This is a genomic window from Trueperella pyogenes (assembly GCF_001070855.1).
In the GTDB taxonomy this organism is placed as follows: Bacteria; Actinomycetota; Actinomycetes; order Actinomycetales; family Actinomycetaceae; genus Pauljensenia; species Pauljensenia pyogenes_A.
Genome location: NZ_JVLH01000014.1, coordinates 66826 through 79328 on the forward strand (window position 1 = coordinate 66826; position 12503 = coordinate 79328).

At 58.8% G+C, this 12503-nt stretch carries 17 protein-coding genes; all 17 read left to right on the forward strand.

The window, feature by feature from the left end:
* Positions 1-2: 2 nt before the first annotated feature.
* Positions 3-695 carry a 30S ribosomal protein S5 gene (gene rpsE, locus ADG72_RS07290; protein WP_009408793.1) on the forward strand — a complete coding sequence of 231 codons (693 nt, stop codon included), beginning with the start codon at positions 3-5 and terminating at the stop codon, positions 693-695.
* A complete protein-coding gene (rpmD, locus tag ADG72_RS07295; RefSeq protein ID WP_009408795.1) occupies positions 695-877 on the forward strand; it encodes a 50S ribosomal protein L30 in 183 nt (60 codons plus the stop codon). Before rpsE ends, rpmD begins: the two co-directional genes overlap by 1 nt.
* A gap of 2 nt (positions 878-879) precedes the next feature.
* Positions 880-1359 carry a 50S ribosomal protein L15 gene (gene rplO, locus ADG72_RS07300; RefSeq protein ID WP_009408796.1) on the forward strand — a complete coding sequence of 160 codons (480 nt, stop codon included), beginning with the start codon at positions 880-882 and terminating at the stop codon, positions 1357-1359.
* Positions 1360-1610: 251 nt separating this feature from the next.
* Positions 1611-2903, forward strand: coding sequence for a preprotein translocase subunit SecY (secY, locus tag ADG72_RS07305; RefSeq protein ID WP_048713919.1), 1293 nt, complete (start codon positions 1611-1613; stop codon positions 2901-2903).
* Positions 2900-3475, forward strand: a complete 576-nt coding sequence (locus ADG72_RS07310; RefSeq protein ID WP_048713922.1) for an adenylate kinase — start codon at positions 2900-2902, stop codon at positions 3473-3475. Before secY ends, ADG72_RS07310 begins: the two co-directional genes overlap by 4 nt.
* Positions 3476-3570: 95 nt before the next feature.
* Positions 3571-4563, forward strand: a complete 993-nt coding sequence (locus tag ADG72_RS07315) for a type I methionyl aminopeptidase (protein ID WP_048713925.1) — start codon at positions 3571-3573, stop codon at positions 4561-4563.
* Between the two features lie 205 nt (positions 4564-4768).
* Entirely contained in the window at positions 4769-4990 is a 222-nt protein-coding gene (gene infA, locus ADG72_RS07320) for a translation initiation factor IF-1 (RefSeq protein WP_009408800.1), read from the forward strand.
* A gap of 43 nt (positions 4991-5033) precedes the next feature.
* Entirely contained in the window at positions 5034-5147 is a 114-nt protein-coding gene (rpmJ, locus tag ADG72_RS07325; protein WP_003790577.1) for a 50S ribosomal protein L36, read from the forward strand.
* Between the two features lie 141 nt (positions 5148-5288).
* Positions 5289-5663, forward strand: coding sequence for a 30S ribosomal protein S13 (rpsM, locus tag ADG72_RS07330; protein ID WP_009408801.1), 375 nt, complete (start codon positions 5289-5291; stop codon positions 5661-5663).
* A gap of 55 nt (positions 5664-5718) precedes the next feature.
* Positions 5719-6126: a 30S ribosomal protein S11 gene (gene rpsK, locus ADG72_RS07335; RefSeq protein ID WP_009408802.1), complete on the forward strand. Its 408-nt coding sequence runs from the start codon at positions 5719-5721 to the stop codon at positions 6124-6126.
* 150 nt (positions 6127-6276) lie between these two features.
* The gene (locus ADG72_RS07340) at positions 6277-7275 is read left to right on the forward strand and encodes a DNA-directed RNA polymerase subunit alpha (RefSeq protein WP_048713929.1); all 999 of its coding nucleotides are present in this window, start codon (positions 6277-6279) and stop codon (positions 7273-7275) included.
* 41 nt (positions 7276-7316) lie between these two features.
* Complete coding sequence (rplQ, locus tag ADG72_RS07345; RefSeq protein ID WP_019126484.1) at positions 7317-7898, forward strand: 50S ribosomal protein L17; 582 nt, start codon at positions 7317-7319, stop codon at positions 7896-7898.
* Positions 7899-8029: 131 nt separating this feature from the next.
* Positions 8030-8779, forward strand: a complete 750-nt coding sequence (locus tag ADG72_RS07350) for an ROK family protein (protein WP_048713932.1) — start codon at positions 8030-8032, stop codon at positions 8777-8779.
* Positions 8767-9753: a tRNA pseudouridine(38-40) synthase TruA gene (gene truA, locus ADG72_RS07355; RefSeq protein WP_048713935.1), complete on the forward strand. Its 987-nt coding sequence runs from the start codon at positions 8767-8769 to the stop codon at positions 9751-9753. Before ADG72_RS07350 ends, truA begins: the two co-directional genes overlap by 13 nt.
* Positions 9754-9978: 225 nt before the next feature.
* Positions 9979-10422: a 50S ribosomal protein L13 gene (rplM, locus tag ADG72_RS07360; protein ID WP_019126481.1), complete on the forward strand. Its 444-nt coding sequence runs from the start codon at positions 9979-9981 to the stop codon at positions 10420-10422.
* A 44-nt stretch (positions 10423-10466) separates the two neighbouring features.
* Complete coding sequence (gene rpsI / locus ADG72_RS07365; protein ID WP_009408809.1) at positions 10467-10958, forward strand: 30S ribosomal protein S9; 492 nt, start codon at positions 10467-10469, stop codon at positions 10956-10958.
* Positions 10959-11134: 176 nt separating this feature from the next.
* Positions 11135-12484 (forward strand): phosphoglucosamine mutase, encoded by a 1350-nt coding sequence (gene glmM / locus ADG72_RS07370; protein WP_048713939.1) that lies wholly within the window; start codon positions 11135-11137, stop codon positions 12482-12484.
* Positions 12485-12503 lie beyond the last annotated feature (19 nt).

The following is a 12503-nucleotide window of genomic DNA, read 5'->3' on the forward strand; positions in this document are numbered from 1 at the left end:
TGATGGCTGCATCGCAGCGAGGCAGGAACGGTCAGGAAGGCGCCGAGCGCTCTGGCGACGGCGAACGCCGTGACCGCCGCTCCGGTCGCGAGAACCGCGACACCCGTCGGGGCGAAAGTAAAGATCAGTACATCGAGCGTGTTGTTACCATCAACCGCGTTTCCAAGGTTGTGAAGGGTGGACGTCGTTTCTCCTTCACCGCTCTGGTTGTCGTCGGTGACGGTGAAGGCACCGTCGGTGTCGGCTACGGAAAGGCCAAGGAAGTTCCCCAGGCTATTTCCAAGGGTGTTGAGGAAGCGAAGAAGAACTTCTTCCGCGTCCCGATGATCCGCCGCACCATCACTCACGTTGTTCAGGGCCGCGACGCGGCAGGTGAAGTTCTGCTTCGCCCCGCCGCCCCCGGTACCGGCGTTATCGCCGGCGGCCCCGTCCGTGCAGTCCTCGAGGCTGCAGGCGTCCACGACGTGCTGACGAAGTCGCTCGGTTCTGACAACGCAATCAACATTGTTCACGCAACTGTTGCTGCACTGAAGCTTCTGGAACAGCCTGAAGCAGTCGCAGCTCGCCGCGGTCTTCCGCTCGAGCGCGTTGCTCCCGCTTCCATGCTCCGTGCACGCGCAGAAGGCGAAGCTGAAAAGCGCGCTGCCGCTGAGGCAAGCGAAGCTGATAAGGCTGCTGCGGGGGTGACTGAGTGATGGCAAAGCTGAAGATCACGCAGGTCAAGTCCAGCATTGGCGCCAAGCAGAACATGAAGGACACACTGCGCACCCTCGGGCTGCGCAAGATCGGCCAGAGCGTCGTTCGTGAGGATGCAGAAACCGTTCGCGGTGCCATCCACACCGTTCGTCACCTGGTTACAGTTGAGGAGGTCGACTGACCATGGCGGACTCCACGAAGAACACCGGTGAGGAGCAGGGTCGCGTCGTTCGACTGCACCACCTGCGTCCCGCCGCTGGTGCAAAGACCGCGAAGACCCGCGTCGGTCGCGGTGAAGGTTCAAAGGGTAAGACCGCTGGACGTGGTACCAAGGGCACGAAGGCTCGTTACCAGGTTCCCGCAGGCTTCGAGGGTGGCCAGATGCCCATCCACATGCGCCTTCCCAAGCTGCGCGGCTTCAAGAACCCCTTCCGCGTTGAGTACCAGGTCGTCAACGTCGGTCGTCTGCAGGAGCTCTTCCCCGAAGGTGGAAAGGTGACTGTTGAGGATCTCGTTGCACGTTCCGCAGTGCGCGACGGTTGGGCAGTGAAGGTGCTCGGCACCGGTGAGCTCACCGTTAAGCTCGATATCGAGGTCGACTCTTGGTCGGCTTCGGCAGAAGCGAAGATTACTGCTGCCGGCGGTTCTATCAAGACCCGCTGAGTGGTGATTGCCACGGGGGTGGCTCGGTTTCCGGGCTGCCCCCGTTTCGCTTTCTTGCACGTCGAGGCCGTTTCCCCAGCCACTGAAGCCCCCGCTTTCACTGGCTATCCAAGTGGGAGAGGGCCTTTACCCATATCACAGTTTCTCAAGTTCTCTACTTTTGATTCACAGTATCCCTGTCATTTCAGGTAGTCTTTTGAGAGTCGTGCGATCTAAATGGTCGCAATTATTTCGTTACGTAGGAGGAAGCCTTGCTCAGTGCGTTCGCGCAGGCATTCCGTACCCCAGATCTCCGACGGAAACTTCTGTTCACGCTATTCATCATGGCGATGTTCCGTCTGGGCTCTTTCATCCCAACTCCTGGCGTTGATTCGCAGGCAGTGACCAAGTGTCTTGCTCAACAGAGCGACGCTTCGCTGCTGGACTTGGTGAACCTCTTCTCTGGTGGTGCGCTCCTCCAATTGTCGATCTTCGCGCTGGGTATCATGCCTTACATCACCGCGTCGATTATCATCCAGCTTCTGCGCGTCGTGATTCCTCGTTTTGACGATCTGCACAAAGAAGGTCAGACCGGCCAAACGAAGCTCACTCAGTACACGCGTTATCTGACAATTTTCTTGGGCATTCTTCAGTCCACAACCATTATTTCGCTGGCCCGTTCAGGAAATCTTTTTGCCGGATGTTCTGAGAAGATCATCCCCTCGAATTCAGTGTGGACCTTCCTTCTGATGATGATCGTCATGACCGCCGGTACCGGTGTCATCATGTGGCTCGGCGAATTGATCACCGAACGCGGTATCGGTAACGGTATGTCGCTGTTGATCTTTACTTCCATTACCGCGCGTATGCCCTCCCAGCTTCTGACCATCGGACAGAGCGGTAAGTGGGGAGCGGTCTTCGCAATCATCGGTCTGATGCTTCTCGTCTCGATCGTCGTGGTTTATCTCGAGCAGGCACAACGCCGAATTCCCGTTCAGTACGCAAAGCGCATGATCGGTCGCCGTCAGTACGGTGGTACAACGACTTACATTCCTCTGAAGATCAATATGTCGGGCGTTATCCCCGTCATCTTCGCTTCTTCACTTCTGGCATTCCCCCCGATGCTTGCACAGTTCGGCAGTCAGGACTCCAAGTGGGTCCAGTGGATTAGCGCGAACTTCCACCAGGACGCATGGCCCTACTTGACCACCTACGCCCTACTCACACTCTTCTTCACCTTCTTCTACACCGCGATCACCTTCGATCCCGATGAGGTAGCGGATAACATGAAGCGTTACGGCGGTTTCATTCCCGGATACCGCGCAGGCCGTCCGACGGCTGAGTTCCTGCGTTACGTGATGAACCGCATCACGACCGCCGGTGCGCTCTACCTGGTCATCGTCGCGCTCATTCCTTCGTTGGCGATTATTCCGTTGCACATTTCCCAAGGACAGATGCCCTTCGGCGGCACGACCCTTCTGATTATCATCGGTGTCGGCCTGCAGACGGTGAAGGAAATCAACACTCAGCTTCAACAGCATCACTACGAAGGATTCTTGCGATGACCGCTATCGTTCTCCTCGGCCCTCCCGGAGCTGGTAAGGGAACCCAGGCCGCGCGTATCGCCGAGCGCCTGAACATTCCCGCCATCTCCACCGGAGAGATCTTCCGCGCCAATATGTCTGAGGGCACGGAATTGGGCAAACGGGCCAAGGAATACATGGAACGCGGAGAGTTCGTTCCTGATTCGGTAACGAACCCCATGGTGAAGGTGCGTCTTTCGGCGCCAGATACTGCCAACGGCTTCCTCCTTGACGGCTACCCCCGCACTCTGGAACAGGCACATGTTCTGCGTGACATGCTTGCTGAACTTGGTGTGAGCTTGGATGTCGTCATGGAGATTCAGGTTGACGAAGATGAAGTCGTGGCTCGCATGCTCAAGCGTGCAACCGAGCAGAACCGCTCGGATGATACTGAGCCCGTGATTCGTCACCGCCTTGAGATCTACCACGAGCTGACTGAGCCCATGGCCACCTACTACGCCGATCAAGACCTACTTCAGGTCGTTGACGGACGCGGTTCTATCGACGAAGTGAGCGAGCGTATCTTCGCGCTTCTCGACGGTCTCAACAAGTAAGCAACACGTACCCTGGCGCTGCTCAGCGCTGATACGGAACCGGGGCGCGGTGGTGAAAGCCATCGCGCCCCGGAGTTTCATCCAAAGGAAGCACAATGTCCCACATTGAATACAAGACCCTTGATCAGATCAAGTGGATGCGAGAAGCCGGGCTGGTTGTTGCAGAAATTCACCGAAGCCTGCGAGAGGCGGCTCGTCCCGGCGTAACTACCGGAGAACTGGACGAGGTCAGCGCAGATGCGATCCGTCGTTGCGGTGCGCGCTCGAACTTCCTCAATTACTACGGCTATCCCGCAACGGTGTGTATTTCCCCCAATGACGTGATCGTTCACGGCATCCCCGGGAAGCGCAAGCTTGCTATTGGTGACATTGTGACCTTCGACTGCGGGGCATGGCTTGAGCGCAGCGGTAAACAGTGGCACGGAGATGCGGCATTCTCAATGATCGTCGGAGATGAATTCACTTCTGATGAAGAGTTTGCGCGTTTATGGGTTCGTCGTCACCAAGGTCCGGGCGCAGGAAAACGCTGGGGGAGTGCAATCCCTTCAGCTCCTCAGAGTGAGGCGGGGGAAACCAGCGCGGACTCGGCAGGGGAAGTTTCGCGCCAGGGGAGTGTTGCGCGCAGGCGCGAGCTCGACCTCGTTACTCGTGAGGCCCTGTGGGCGGCGCTTGCCTCGGTTGCTCGTGGAAAGCGTGTGAGCGCAGTTGGCGAGGCTGTCGAGCGCGTCGTTGCCGAGCGTGCGGAGGACCTCGGTTGGGAAGCGGGAATTATCGAGGACTTCACCGGACATGGGATTGGCACCGCGATGCACCAGGATCCGGAAGTTCTGAACTACCGCGTGCGTGGCCTGATGCCGAAGTTGCGTCCTGGAATGGTTCTGGCCGTTGAACCGATGCTGACCAGCGGCGATATTGAAAATGTCACCGAGAATGACGACTGGACAGTTCGTACAGTTGATGGCTCAGATGCCGCTCAATGGGAGCACACCATCGCGATTTTGGATGACGGCGTCGCGATCTTGAGTGCAGTTGACGGGGGAGTAGCAGGGCTCGCGCCCTTTGGTGTCACTCCTGTTTTGCTGGACTAGCTTCCCGCGCGTGTCTATGTTGTCAGCTCGCTGGAATTAAGCGTGAGGCGATAGACACCGCATCCAGCTTTCCAAGAAGGGCCAAAATAGCGTAGGCTCGACCCTTGGACGTGTCTTTGGGGGCAGTATGCCTGTTTCCAAGGGCGATCCCGAACGGTCTCAGGCCGTTCGAATCCGAAAAAGTAGTAGAGGATAGACGGAGGATATGGCGAAGAAGGACGGCGTCATCGAAATCGAAGGCACGGTTATCGAAGCCTTGCCGAATGCGATGTTCCGCGTGGAATTGAGCAATGGACACATCGTGCTTGGCCACATTGCCGGCAAGATGCGTCAGCACTACATCCGCATTCTGCCCGAGGACCGAGTGGTCGTCGAGCTGAGCCCTTACGACCTCTCCCGAGGCCGCATCGTCTACCGCTACAAGTGAACACACCGACACAAGCTACCTGCGGGTAGCGGAGGTACACACCATGAAGGTCAAGCCGAGTGTCAAGAAGATCTGTGACAAGTGCAAGGTGATTCGTCGCCACGGCAACGTCATGGTCATCTGTGACAACCCCAGGCACAAGCAGCGCCAGGGCTGAACCCTCGCTGTGATAACGCCGGAGTAATCCGGCAGCATCATTCCACACGCGCTTGCGCGACCCTCGGTTCGGAGGCCGGGGCCGGGTGGCTCACCCGGGAGGAGTGGTGACGACCTCCGATAAACAATTTGGAGCATAAACATGGCACGTATTGCCGGCGTCGACCTCCCTCGCGAAAAGCGTATGGAGATCGCGCTCACGTACATTTATGGAGTTGGACGCACCCGCGCCAAGGAGACCCTCGAGGCCACCGGCGTGAGCCCCGATCTTCGCGTGAAGGATGCCACCGAGGAAGACCTCGTCAAGCTTCGCGAATACATCGAGAACACCTTTAAGGTGGAAGGCGATTTGCGTCGTGAGGTCCAGGCAGACATCCGTCGCAAGATTGAGATCGGATCCTACCAGGGACTTCGTCACCGTCGTGGCCTGCCGGTCCACGGTCAGCGCACCAAGACCAATGCGCGTACCCGTAAGGGCCCCAAGCGCACCGTTGCAGGTAAGAAGAAGGCCAAGTAAGGCCGCTAAGTCCAGCGTGGACTTTTAACACACGACTTCGAAGGAACTGAAACACATGGCTGCAAAGACCACTCGTTCCGGCGCGGGACGCAAGCCGCGCCGCAGGATTTCAAAGAACGTCACTCACGGACACGCGTACATCAAGTCGACGTTCAACAACACTATCGTTTCCATTACCGACCCTACCGGTGCGGTGATCTCCTGGGCCTCCTCCGGCCAGGTGGGCTTCAAGGGTTCGCGTAAGTCGACCCCCTTCGCTGCTCAGCTTGCTGCCGAGGCCGCCGCGCGTCGCGCACAGGAACACGGCATGAAGAAGGTCGACGTCTTCGTGAAGGGTCCCGGCTCCGGCCGTGAGACCGCGATCCGTTCGCTTCAGGCTGCTGGCCTGGAGGTCGGCTCGATCCAGGACGTGACGCCCCAGGCATTCAACGGCGCTCGTCCCCCGAAGCGTCGTCGCGTCTGAGCCCCGGAGGGTGGAGATCCCACGGAAATCCACCCCCCACGTCTGGGCGGGATCACACAAGAATACGTGGCCTCGTCCTTACCTTTTCCCCGCAATGCGGGACCCCGATCCGGCGTCATATGGCGGGCGCCGGGAAGAAAGGACTAAGACGTGCTCATTGCAGAGCGACCCATCCTGACCGAAGAGAAGGTCAGCGAACTGCGCTCCCGTTTCATCCTGGAGCCCCTCGAGCCCGGTTTCGGCTACACGCTGGGTAACTCCCTGCGCCGAACCCTGCTCTCGTCGATCCCCGGCGCTGCCGTGACCTCCATCCGCATTGATGGTGTGCCTCACGAGTTCCGGACGATCGAGGGTGTGAAGGAAGACGTTGCCGAGATCATCCTGAACATCAAGCAGATCGTTCTCTCCTCCGAGAACGACGAGCCTGTTGTCATGTACCTGCGTAAGGCAGGCCCGGGAGAGGTCGTCGCAGGGGATATCACCCCTCCGGCCGGCGTCGAGATTCACAACCCCGATCTGCATCTGGCGACCCTCAATGACAAGGGCAAGCTTGAGATCGAGCTGACCGTCGAGCGTGGCCGCGGCTACGTGTCGGCTGCTCAGAACAAGGATCCCCAGGCTGAAATTTCCCGCATCCCGATCGATTCGATCTACTCTCCCGTTGTCAAGGTGACCTACAAGGTTGAGGCAACTCGTGTTGAGCAGCGCACCGACTTCGATCGCCTGATCATCGACGTTGAGACCAAGCCGGCAATCACCCCGCGTGACGCCGTTGCCTCCGCTGGCAAGACCTTGGTTGAGCTCTTTGGTTTGATGCGTGAACTGAACGAGGAAGCCGAAGGCATTGAAGTCGGTCCCTCGACCACGGATGCCACCCTCGCTGCCGACCTCGCGCTGCCCATTGAGAACCTCGGCCTTCAGTCGCGTTCCTACAACGCACTGCGTCGTCGCGGAATTCTCACTGTTGGCGAGCTCGTGGCTCACTCCGAGGCGGATCTGCTTGACATTCGCAACTTCGGTACGAAGTCGATTGAAGAAATCAAGGAAGCTCTTGCAACCCTTGGGATGACCCTGAAGGATTCTGTCCTGCCCTCCGGTGAGGCCAGCGAATCCGGTTCCATCCACTTCAGCGACGATCAGTCCATCTGACATGCTGCGTCCGATGGACGCATAAATTCCTAGGAGACAAAATGCCCACCCCCAAGAAGGGTGCTCGTCTGGGCGGAAGCCCGGCACACCAGAAGCTGATCCTCAAGAACCTTGCGACTCAGCTCATTGAACACCGCTCGCTCACCACGACCGAGGCCAAGGCTAAGGCCCTGCGCCCCTTCGTTGAGAAGCTTGTGACCAAGGCAAAGCGTGGCGACATGCACGCTCGCCGTACCGTGGCTCGCGTCATCACCGACAAGAACGCCCTGTACACCCTGTTCGACGTTATTGCTCCCGCGCTTGATCCCGAGCGTCAGGGCGGCTACACCCGCCTCACCCGCGTGGGTAACCGCAAGGGCGACAATGCTCCTCTGATGCAGATTGAGTTCTGCATGGAGGCCGTCGAGAAGAAGGCAGTCGTGAAGTCTGCTGAGAAGACCGCCGAAAAGGCCGCTGCAGCCGAGGTTGCAGCAGAGGCTGAGGAAGCTGCAGAGGCCGCTTCCGAGCGCGCCGAAGAGGCTCGCGAAGAGGGCGATCTTGCCATGGCTAACGAGGCTGAAGAAATTGCAGCCGAGGCCGGCGAAGAGGCTGACGCCGCTGAGCAGGTCGAAGAAGAGAAGTGATCTCTTTCGCGTAAGCGACTTTATAGGGGCCGGTACCACCCGTGGTACCGGCCCCTTCGTCGTGCCGATCCTAGCCTTCATATTTCTTGTCTTTTCAGGATGAAAGCCACCGGTGGCTGTAGCCTGTAACTATGACTCGCGAGATGACACTGGCAGTGGATTGCGGCGGTGGCGGAATTAAAGCTTCCGTCCTTGATGGGCAGGGAACAATGGTTGCCCCGCCAAAACGGACGCCTACTCCCTACCCGCTTCCTCCTGAATTGTTGGTTCAGACGATTATCGATCTTGCCGCTCAGCTTCCAGAAGCTCATCGCGTGACCGTTGGGATGCCGGGAATGATTCGTCATGGGGTTGTTATTGCAACCCCGCACTACATTACGAAGGACGGGCCGCGCTCACGTGTTCTTCCCGAGCTCGTTGAGAAGTGGGATCACTTTGATATGGGGCAGGCGGTTGAGAGTGCTCTTGGCATTCCGACCAAGGTTCTCAATGACGCTGAAGTTGCCGGAGCCGGTGTGATCACCGGACGTGGTCTAGAAATGATCATCACGCTGGGTACGGGGCTTGGAAACGCGGTCTTCGATGGTGGGCAGCTTTCGCCACACGTTGAGGTCTCACAGGGGCCGATTCGATGGGGTCTCACCTACGACGATTACATCGGCGAGCATGAGCGACTTCGCCTGGGAGACGTTCATTGGTCTCGCCGCGTTCGCCGAGTCGTGGATGGTCTGCGCCCCATGTACATGTGGGATCGTCTGTATTTGGGTGGAGGCAATTCAAAACGAATTGTCCCAACCTACCGTGACCGTCTTGGTGAGGATGTCATCATCGTCCCCAATGATGCTGGCATTATCGGAGGCGTGCGCTCATGGGAGCTCTAAGTACTTCCCAGCTGCGGATCCGTCTGGATCTTGCCTACGATGGCACTTTCTTCCACGGATGGGCTGCGCAAGATGGCCTTCGCACTGTTCAGGGCGTTCTGACCCAAGCACTTTCGACGATTTTGCGCCGTCCTGTGATCCTGACTGTCGCTGGACGAACTGATGCCGGAGTTCATGCGCGTCATCAAGTTGCCCATTTTGATTGCGCTTTGGACGCATTCCAGTCTTTGGTGCGAGAATCCGATCGCCCCGAAGACGAAGAAGAACTCAACCAGGCCTGCTATCGCGCCCTGTTACGCCGGGTGAACTCGCTTCTTGGCCGCGAATACATCGAATATATGGCGACAACAGGTGTCAAAGTGCCTCGAGGGACTGCTGATGCCCGCCTGTCGGAAGTAAAGGTGGTGCCCGCGGACTTCGACGCGCGTTTCGCAGCGCTTGAGCGCTCCTATACCTATCGCCTCGTCCCTGAGGGGCAACTTCCTTTGGCGCGGCGCTGGGATGTATACGAGGTCAGTCAGCCCCTTGACATCGAGGCGATGAACCGAGCAGCGCAGCCTCTTCTGGGCGAGCACGAATTCCTTGCCTTCTGCCGCCCGCGTGAGGGGGCAACGACAATCCGCGAACTGCGTGAGTTGCGCATTGTTCCCGAGGCCGGGGGGACCGGGGTGCTCGAGTGCCACGTGCGCGCTGATGCCTTCTGCCATTCCATGGTTCGTTCCCTTGTTGGCGCTCTAATTGAGGTCGGTAGGGGAGCGCGCGAGGAAAGCTGGCCCGCGCAGCTGCTTGAGAAGGCCTCGCGCCAGGAGGCGGCACCGATTGCCCCAGCGCATGGGCTGACCCTGGAATCCGTGAGTTATCCCGACGAGACCGAGTGGAGCGATCAGGTCCACCGGGCACGTCGTATGCGTGGTTTTGCCTTTAACGGAAGCCTTGAAGAATGGGCCATGGGCGGCAATTGCTGCGCTGGTTGATTCAGAAACGATATGAGGAATAAGCCACACTCTGGTCTGTGCTTTGACCCCGCTGCCTTTTGGCGCATAAACTAACAGGTGCTGTGTGTCAGCTGGACCTCTGGTGCCTTCCCACTCGCCGGAGAAGAAATTCGGCTGATGCCTCGCGGAACCGTTTCATAGCGGGCCGGTGCGTCGAATACTCGATGCTAGGCCCCATGACAGAAAGAATTGAAGGTTACGCCCGTGCGCACCTATTCACCTAAGCCGGCGGATGCCGACAAGCAGTGGTACGTCATCGACGCCACTGACGTCGTCCTCGGTCGCCTGGCGGCTCAAGTTGCCGCTATCCTTCGTGGGAAGCACAAGCCGACGTTTGCCCCTCACCTCGATATGGGCGATTACGTCATCATCATTAATGCGGACAAGGTTGCCCTCACCGGTAAGAAGCTTGACCAGAAGATGGCCTACCGCCACTCCGGTCGCCCCGGTGGTCTGAGCGCAACACGCTATCGCGATCTCATGGCTGAGCGTCCTGAACGCGCAGTCGAGAAGGCAGTCCGCGGCATGCTTCCTCACACCAGCCTCGGCCGCGCGCAGTTCAAGAAGCTGCACGTTTACGCCGGAGCTGAGCACCCGCACATCGGCCAGCAGCCGATTCCCTACGAAATCACCCAGGTCGCCCAGTGAGCGCGTCGCGCTTCTGAGCCCAACGAACTGCACTGAGGAGAACTGTGGCTGAGACCACCGAGATTCTTGAGCTGGATGAGGAAGTTGTCCCCAGCTCCTACACCACAGAGACTGAGTCAGCACCTGCTGGTGCTGGTCAGTCCATCACCGCGCCCGGCGCGGGCCTTGGCCGCCGTAAGGAAGCCGTTGCCCGTGTTCGCCTAGTTCCCGGCAACGGCCAGTGGACCATTAACGGACGCACTCTTGAAGATTACTTCCCGAACAAGCTGCACCAGCAGCTCGTGAAGTCCCCCTTCACCCTGCTTGATATCGACGGTCGCTTCGATGTGATCGCTCGTATCAATGGTGGCGGCATCTCCGGCCAGGCCGGCGCGCTGCGCCTGGGCATCTCTCGCGCACTGAACGAGATCGATCGTGACGCGAACCGCCCCGCACTGAAGAAGGCTGGCTTCCTGACCCGCGACGCCCGCGCTGTTGAGCGTAAGAAGGCAGGCCTCAAGAAGGCACGCAAGGCTTCGCAGTTCTCGAAGCGCTGATCTTCGCCTTTACTTCAAGGTGTGGCCCCAATCGGAAGGTTGGGGCCACATTTTTGTAGTTGAAATGCCTAGTTCTCTGCTTGCTTTCCTGCAATGTTGGTTGCTGGTCAATCGATTGAGTGAACAGTGAGCAGCTAGAATAGCGGTGGATTAATTTTCGAGCGGGAGGTACCCCGATGGCCAGGTTGTTCGGAACAGATGGCGTGCGTGGACTTGCAAATGTCGACTTGACTGCGCCACTTGCCTTGGAACTGGGTGAAGCGGCAGCACGCCTGACGATTCAGGGACGCCCGGCCTCGGGACATAAGCCAAAAGCGATCATTGGCCGCGATACGCGTATCTCCGGCGAGTTCCTCGACCATGCCCTGGCGGCGGGTTTGGCGAGCGCGGGAATGGACGTTGTCCGCGTTGGTGTCGTCACCACTCCGACTGTTGCCCACCTGACGGCCTCGTCCTCAGTCGATCTGGGCGTCATGATCTCCGCTTCGCACAACCCTATGCCCGACAACGGCATCAAGTTCTTCGCGCACGGCGGCTACAAGCTCCCTGACCAAGTCGAGGACCAAATTCAAGAGCTCCTCAATACTCCTTGGGATCGTCCCACTGGCGCCGCCGTTGGTGAGGTCGAATATGACGATGACTGGGCGGAAAAGTCCTACATTGAGCACCTCATGACCTCGCTGGGAACAGACCTACACGGCTTACGTATTGCGGTTGACTGTGCAAACGGTGGTGCGTCTTTCCTCGCCCCCGAAGCTTTCCGTCAGGCTGGTGCTGACGCGGTCGTGATTAATGCTGCCCCCGATGGCCGCAATATCAATGACAAGGCCGGCTCAACGCACCCCGAGCAGCTTCAGGCGCTGACCGTTGCCTCCGAGGCCGATTTCGGCGTTGCCTACGATGGCGATGCTGACCGTTGTCTTGCGGTTGACCGCCATGGAAATCTCGTTGATGGTGACAAGATCATGGGCGCCCTGGCTGTGCATATGCGCGATGAGGGCCAGCTTGCCAAGGACACTCTGGTTGTTACGGTGATGTCGAATCTCGGCTTGATTCTTGCCATGCAGGAGGCTGGTATTCAGACGGTTCAGACCGGAGTTGGTGACCGCTACGTGCTCGAAGCGATGCTCGAGGGCGGCTACTCCTTGGGCGGCGAGCAGTCCGGGCACATCATTGCGAAGAAGTATGCGACCACCGGCGACGGTATTCTCTCCTCGCTGCTGTTGGCACGCATGGTGAAGGAATCCGGTCGAGACCTAGCCGACCTCACCAGCTTCATCAAGCGCCTCCCGCAGACCCTGATCAACGTTGGAGGAGTGGATCGTTCTCGCGCGAATACCGACCCGGTCGTGGCCGAGGCCGTTGCCGCTGCCGAGGCCGTGCTGGGTAATACCGGACGCGTGCTGCTGCGCCCCTCCGGTACCGAGCCTTTGGTTCGCGTCATGGTCGAGGCTGCGACGCAGGCGCAAGCTGATGGCGTGGCTTCGCGTTTGGCTGATGTCGTGAAGGAAAACCTGGCGCTGTGAGCCTCTGAGAGACGTACGC

Coding starts and splice junctions, on each gene's coding strand:
- rpmD (WP_009408795.1), top strand. CDS start 695: ATGGCAAAGCTGAAGATCACGCAGGTCAAGTCCAGCATTGGCGCCAAG.
- rplO (WP_009408796.1), top strand. CDS start 880: ATGGCGGACTCCACGAAGAACACCGGTGAGGAGCAGGGTCGCGTCGTT.
- glmM (WP_048713939.1), top strand. CDS start 11,135: ATGGCCAGGTTGTTCGGAACAGATGGCGTGCGTGGACTTGCAAATGTC.
- ADG72_RS07315 (WP_048713925.1), top strand. CDS start 3,571: ATGTCCCACATTGAATACAAGACCCTTGATCAGATCAAGTGGATGCGA.
- rpmJ (WP_003790577.1), top strand. CDS start 5,034: ATGAAGGTCAAGCCGAGTGTCAAGAAGATCTGTGACAAGTGCAAGGTG.
- rpsE (WP_009408793.1), top strand. CDS start 3: ATGGCTGCATCGCAGCGAGGCAGGAACGGTCAGGAAGGCGCCGAGCGC.
- truA (WP_048713935.1), top strand. CDS start 8,767: ATGGGAGCTCTAAGTACTTCCCAGCTGCGGATCCGTCTGGATCTTGCC.
- infA (WP_009408800.1), top strand. CDS start 4,769: ATGGCGAAGAAGGACGGCGTCATCGAAATCGAAGGCACGGTTATCGAA.
- ADG72_RS07310 (WP_048713922.1), top strand. CDS start 2,900: ATGACCGCTATCGTTCTCCTCGGCCCTCCCGGAGCTGGTAAGGGAACC.
- rplQ (WP_019126484.1), top strand. CDS start 7,317: ATGCCCACCCCCAAGAAGGGTGCTCGTCTGGGCGGAAGCCCGGCACAC.
- rpsK (WP_009408802.1), top strand. CDS start 5,719: ATGGCTGCAAAGACCACTCGTTCCGGCGCGGGACGCAAGCCGCGCCGC.
- ADG72_RS07350 (WP_048713932.1), top strand. CDS start 8,030: ATGACTCGCGAGATGACACTGGCAGTGGATTGCGGCGGTGGCGGAATT.
- rpsM (WP_009408801.1), top strand. CDS start 5,289: ATGGCACGTATTGCCGGCGTCGACCTCCCTCGCGAAAAGCGTATGGAG.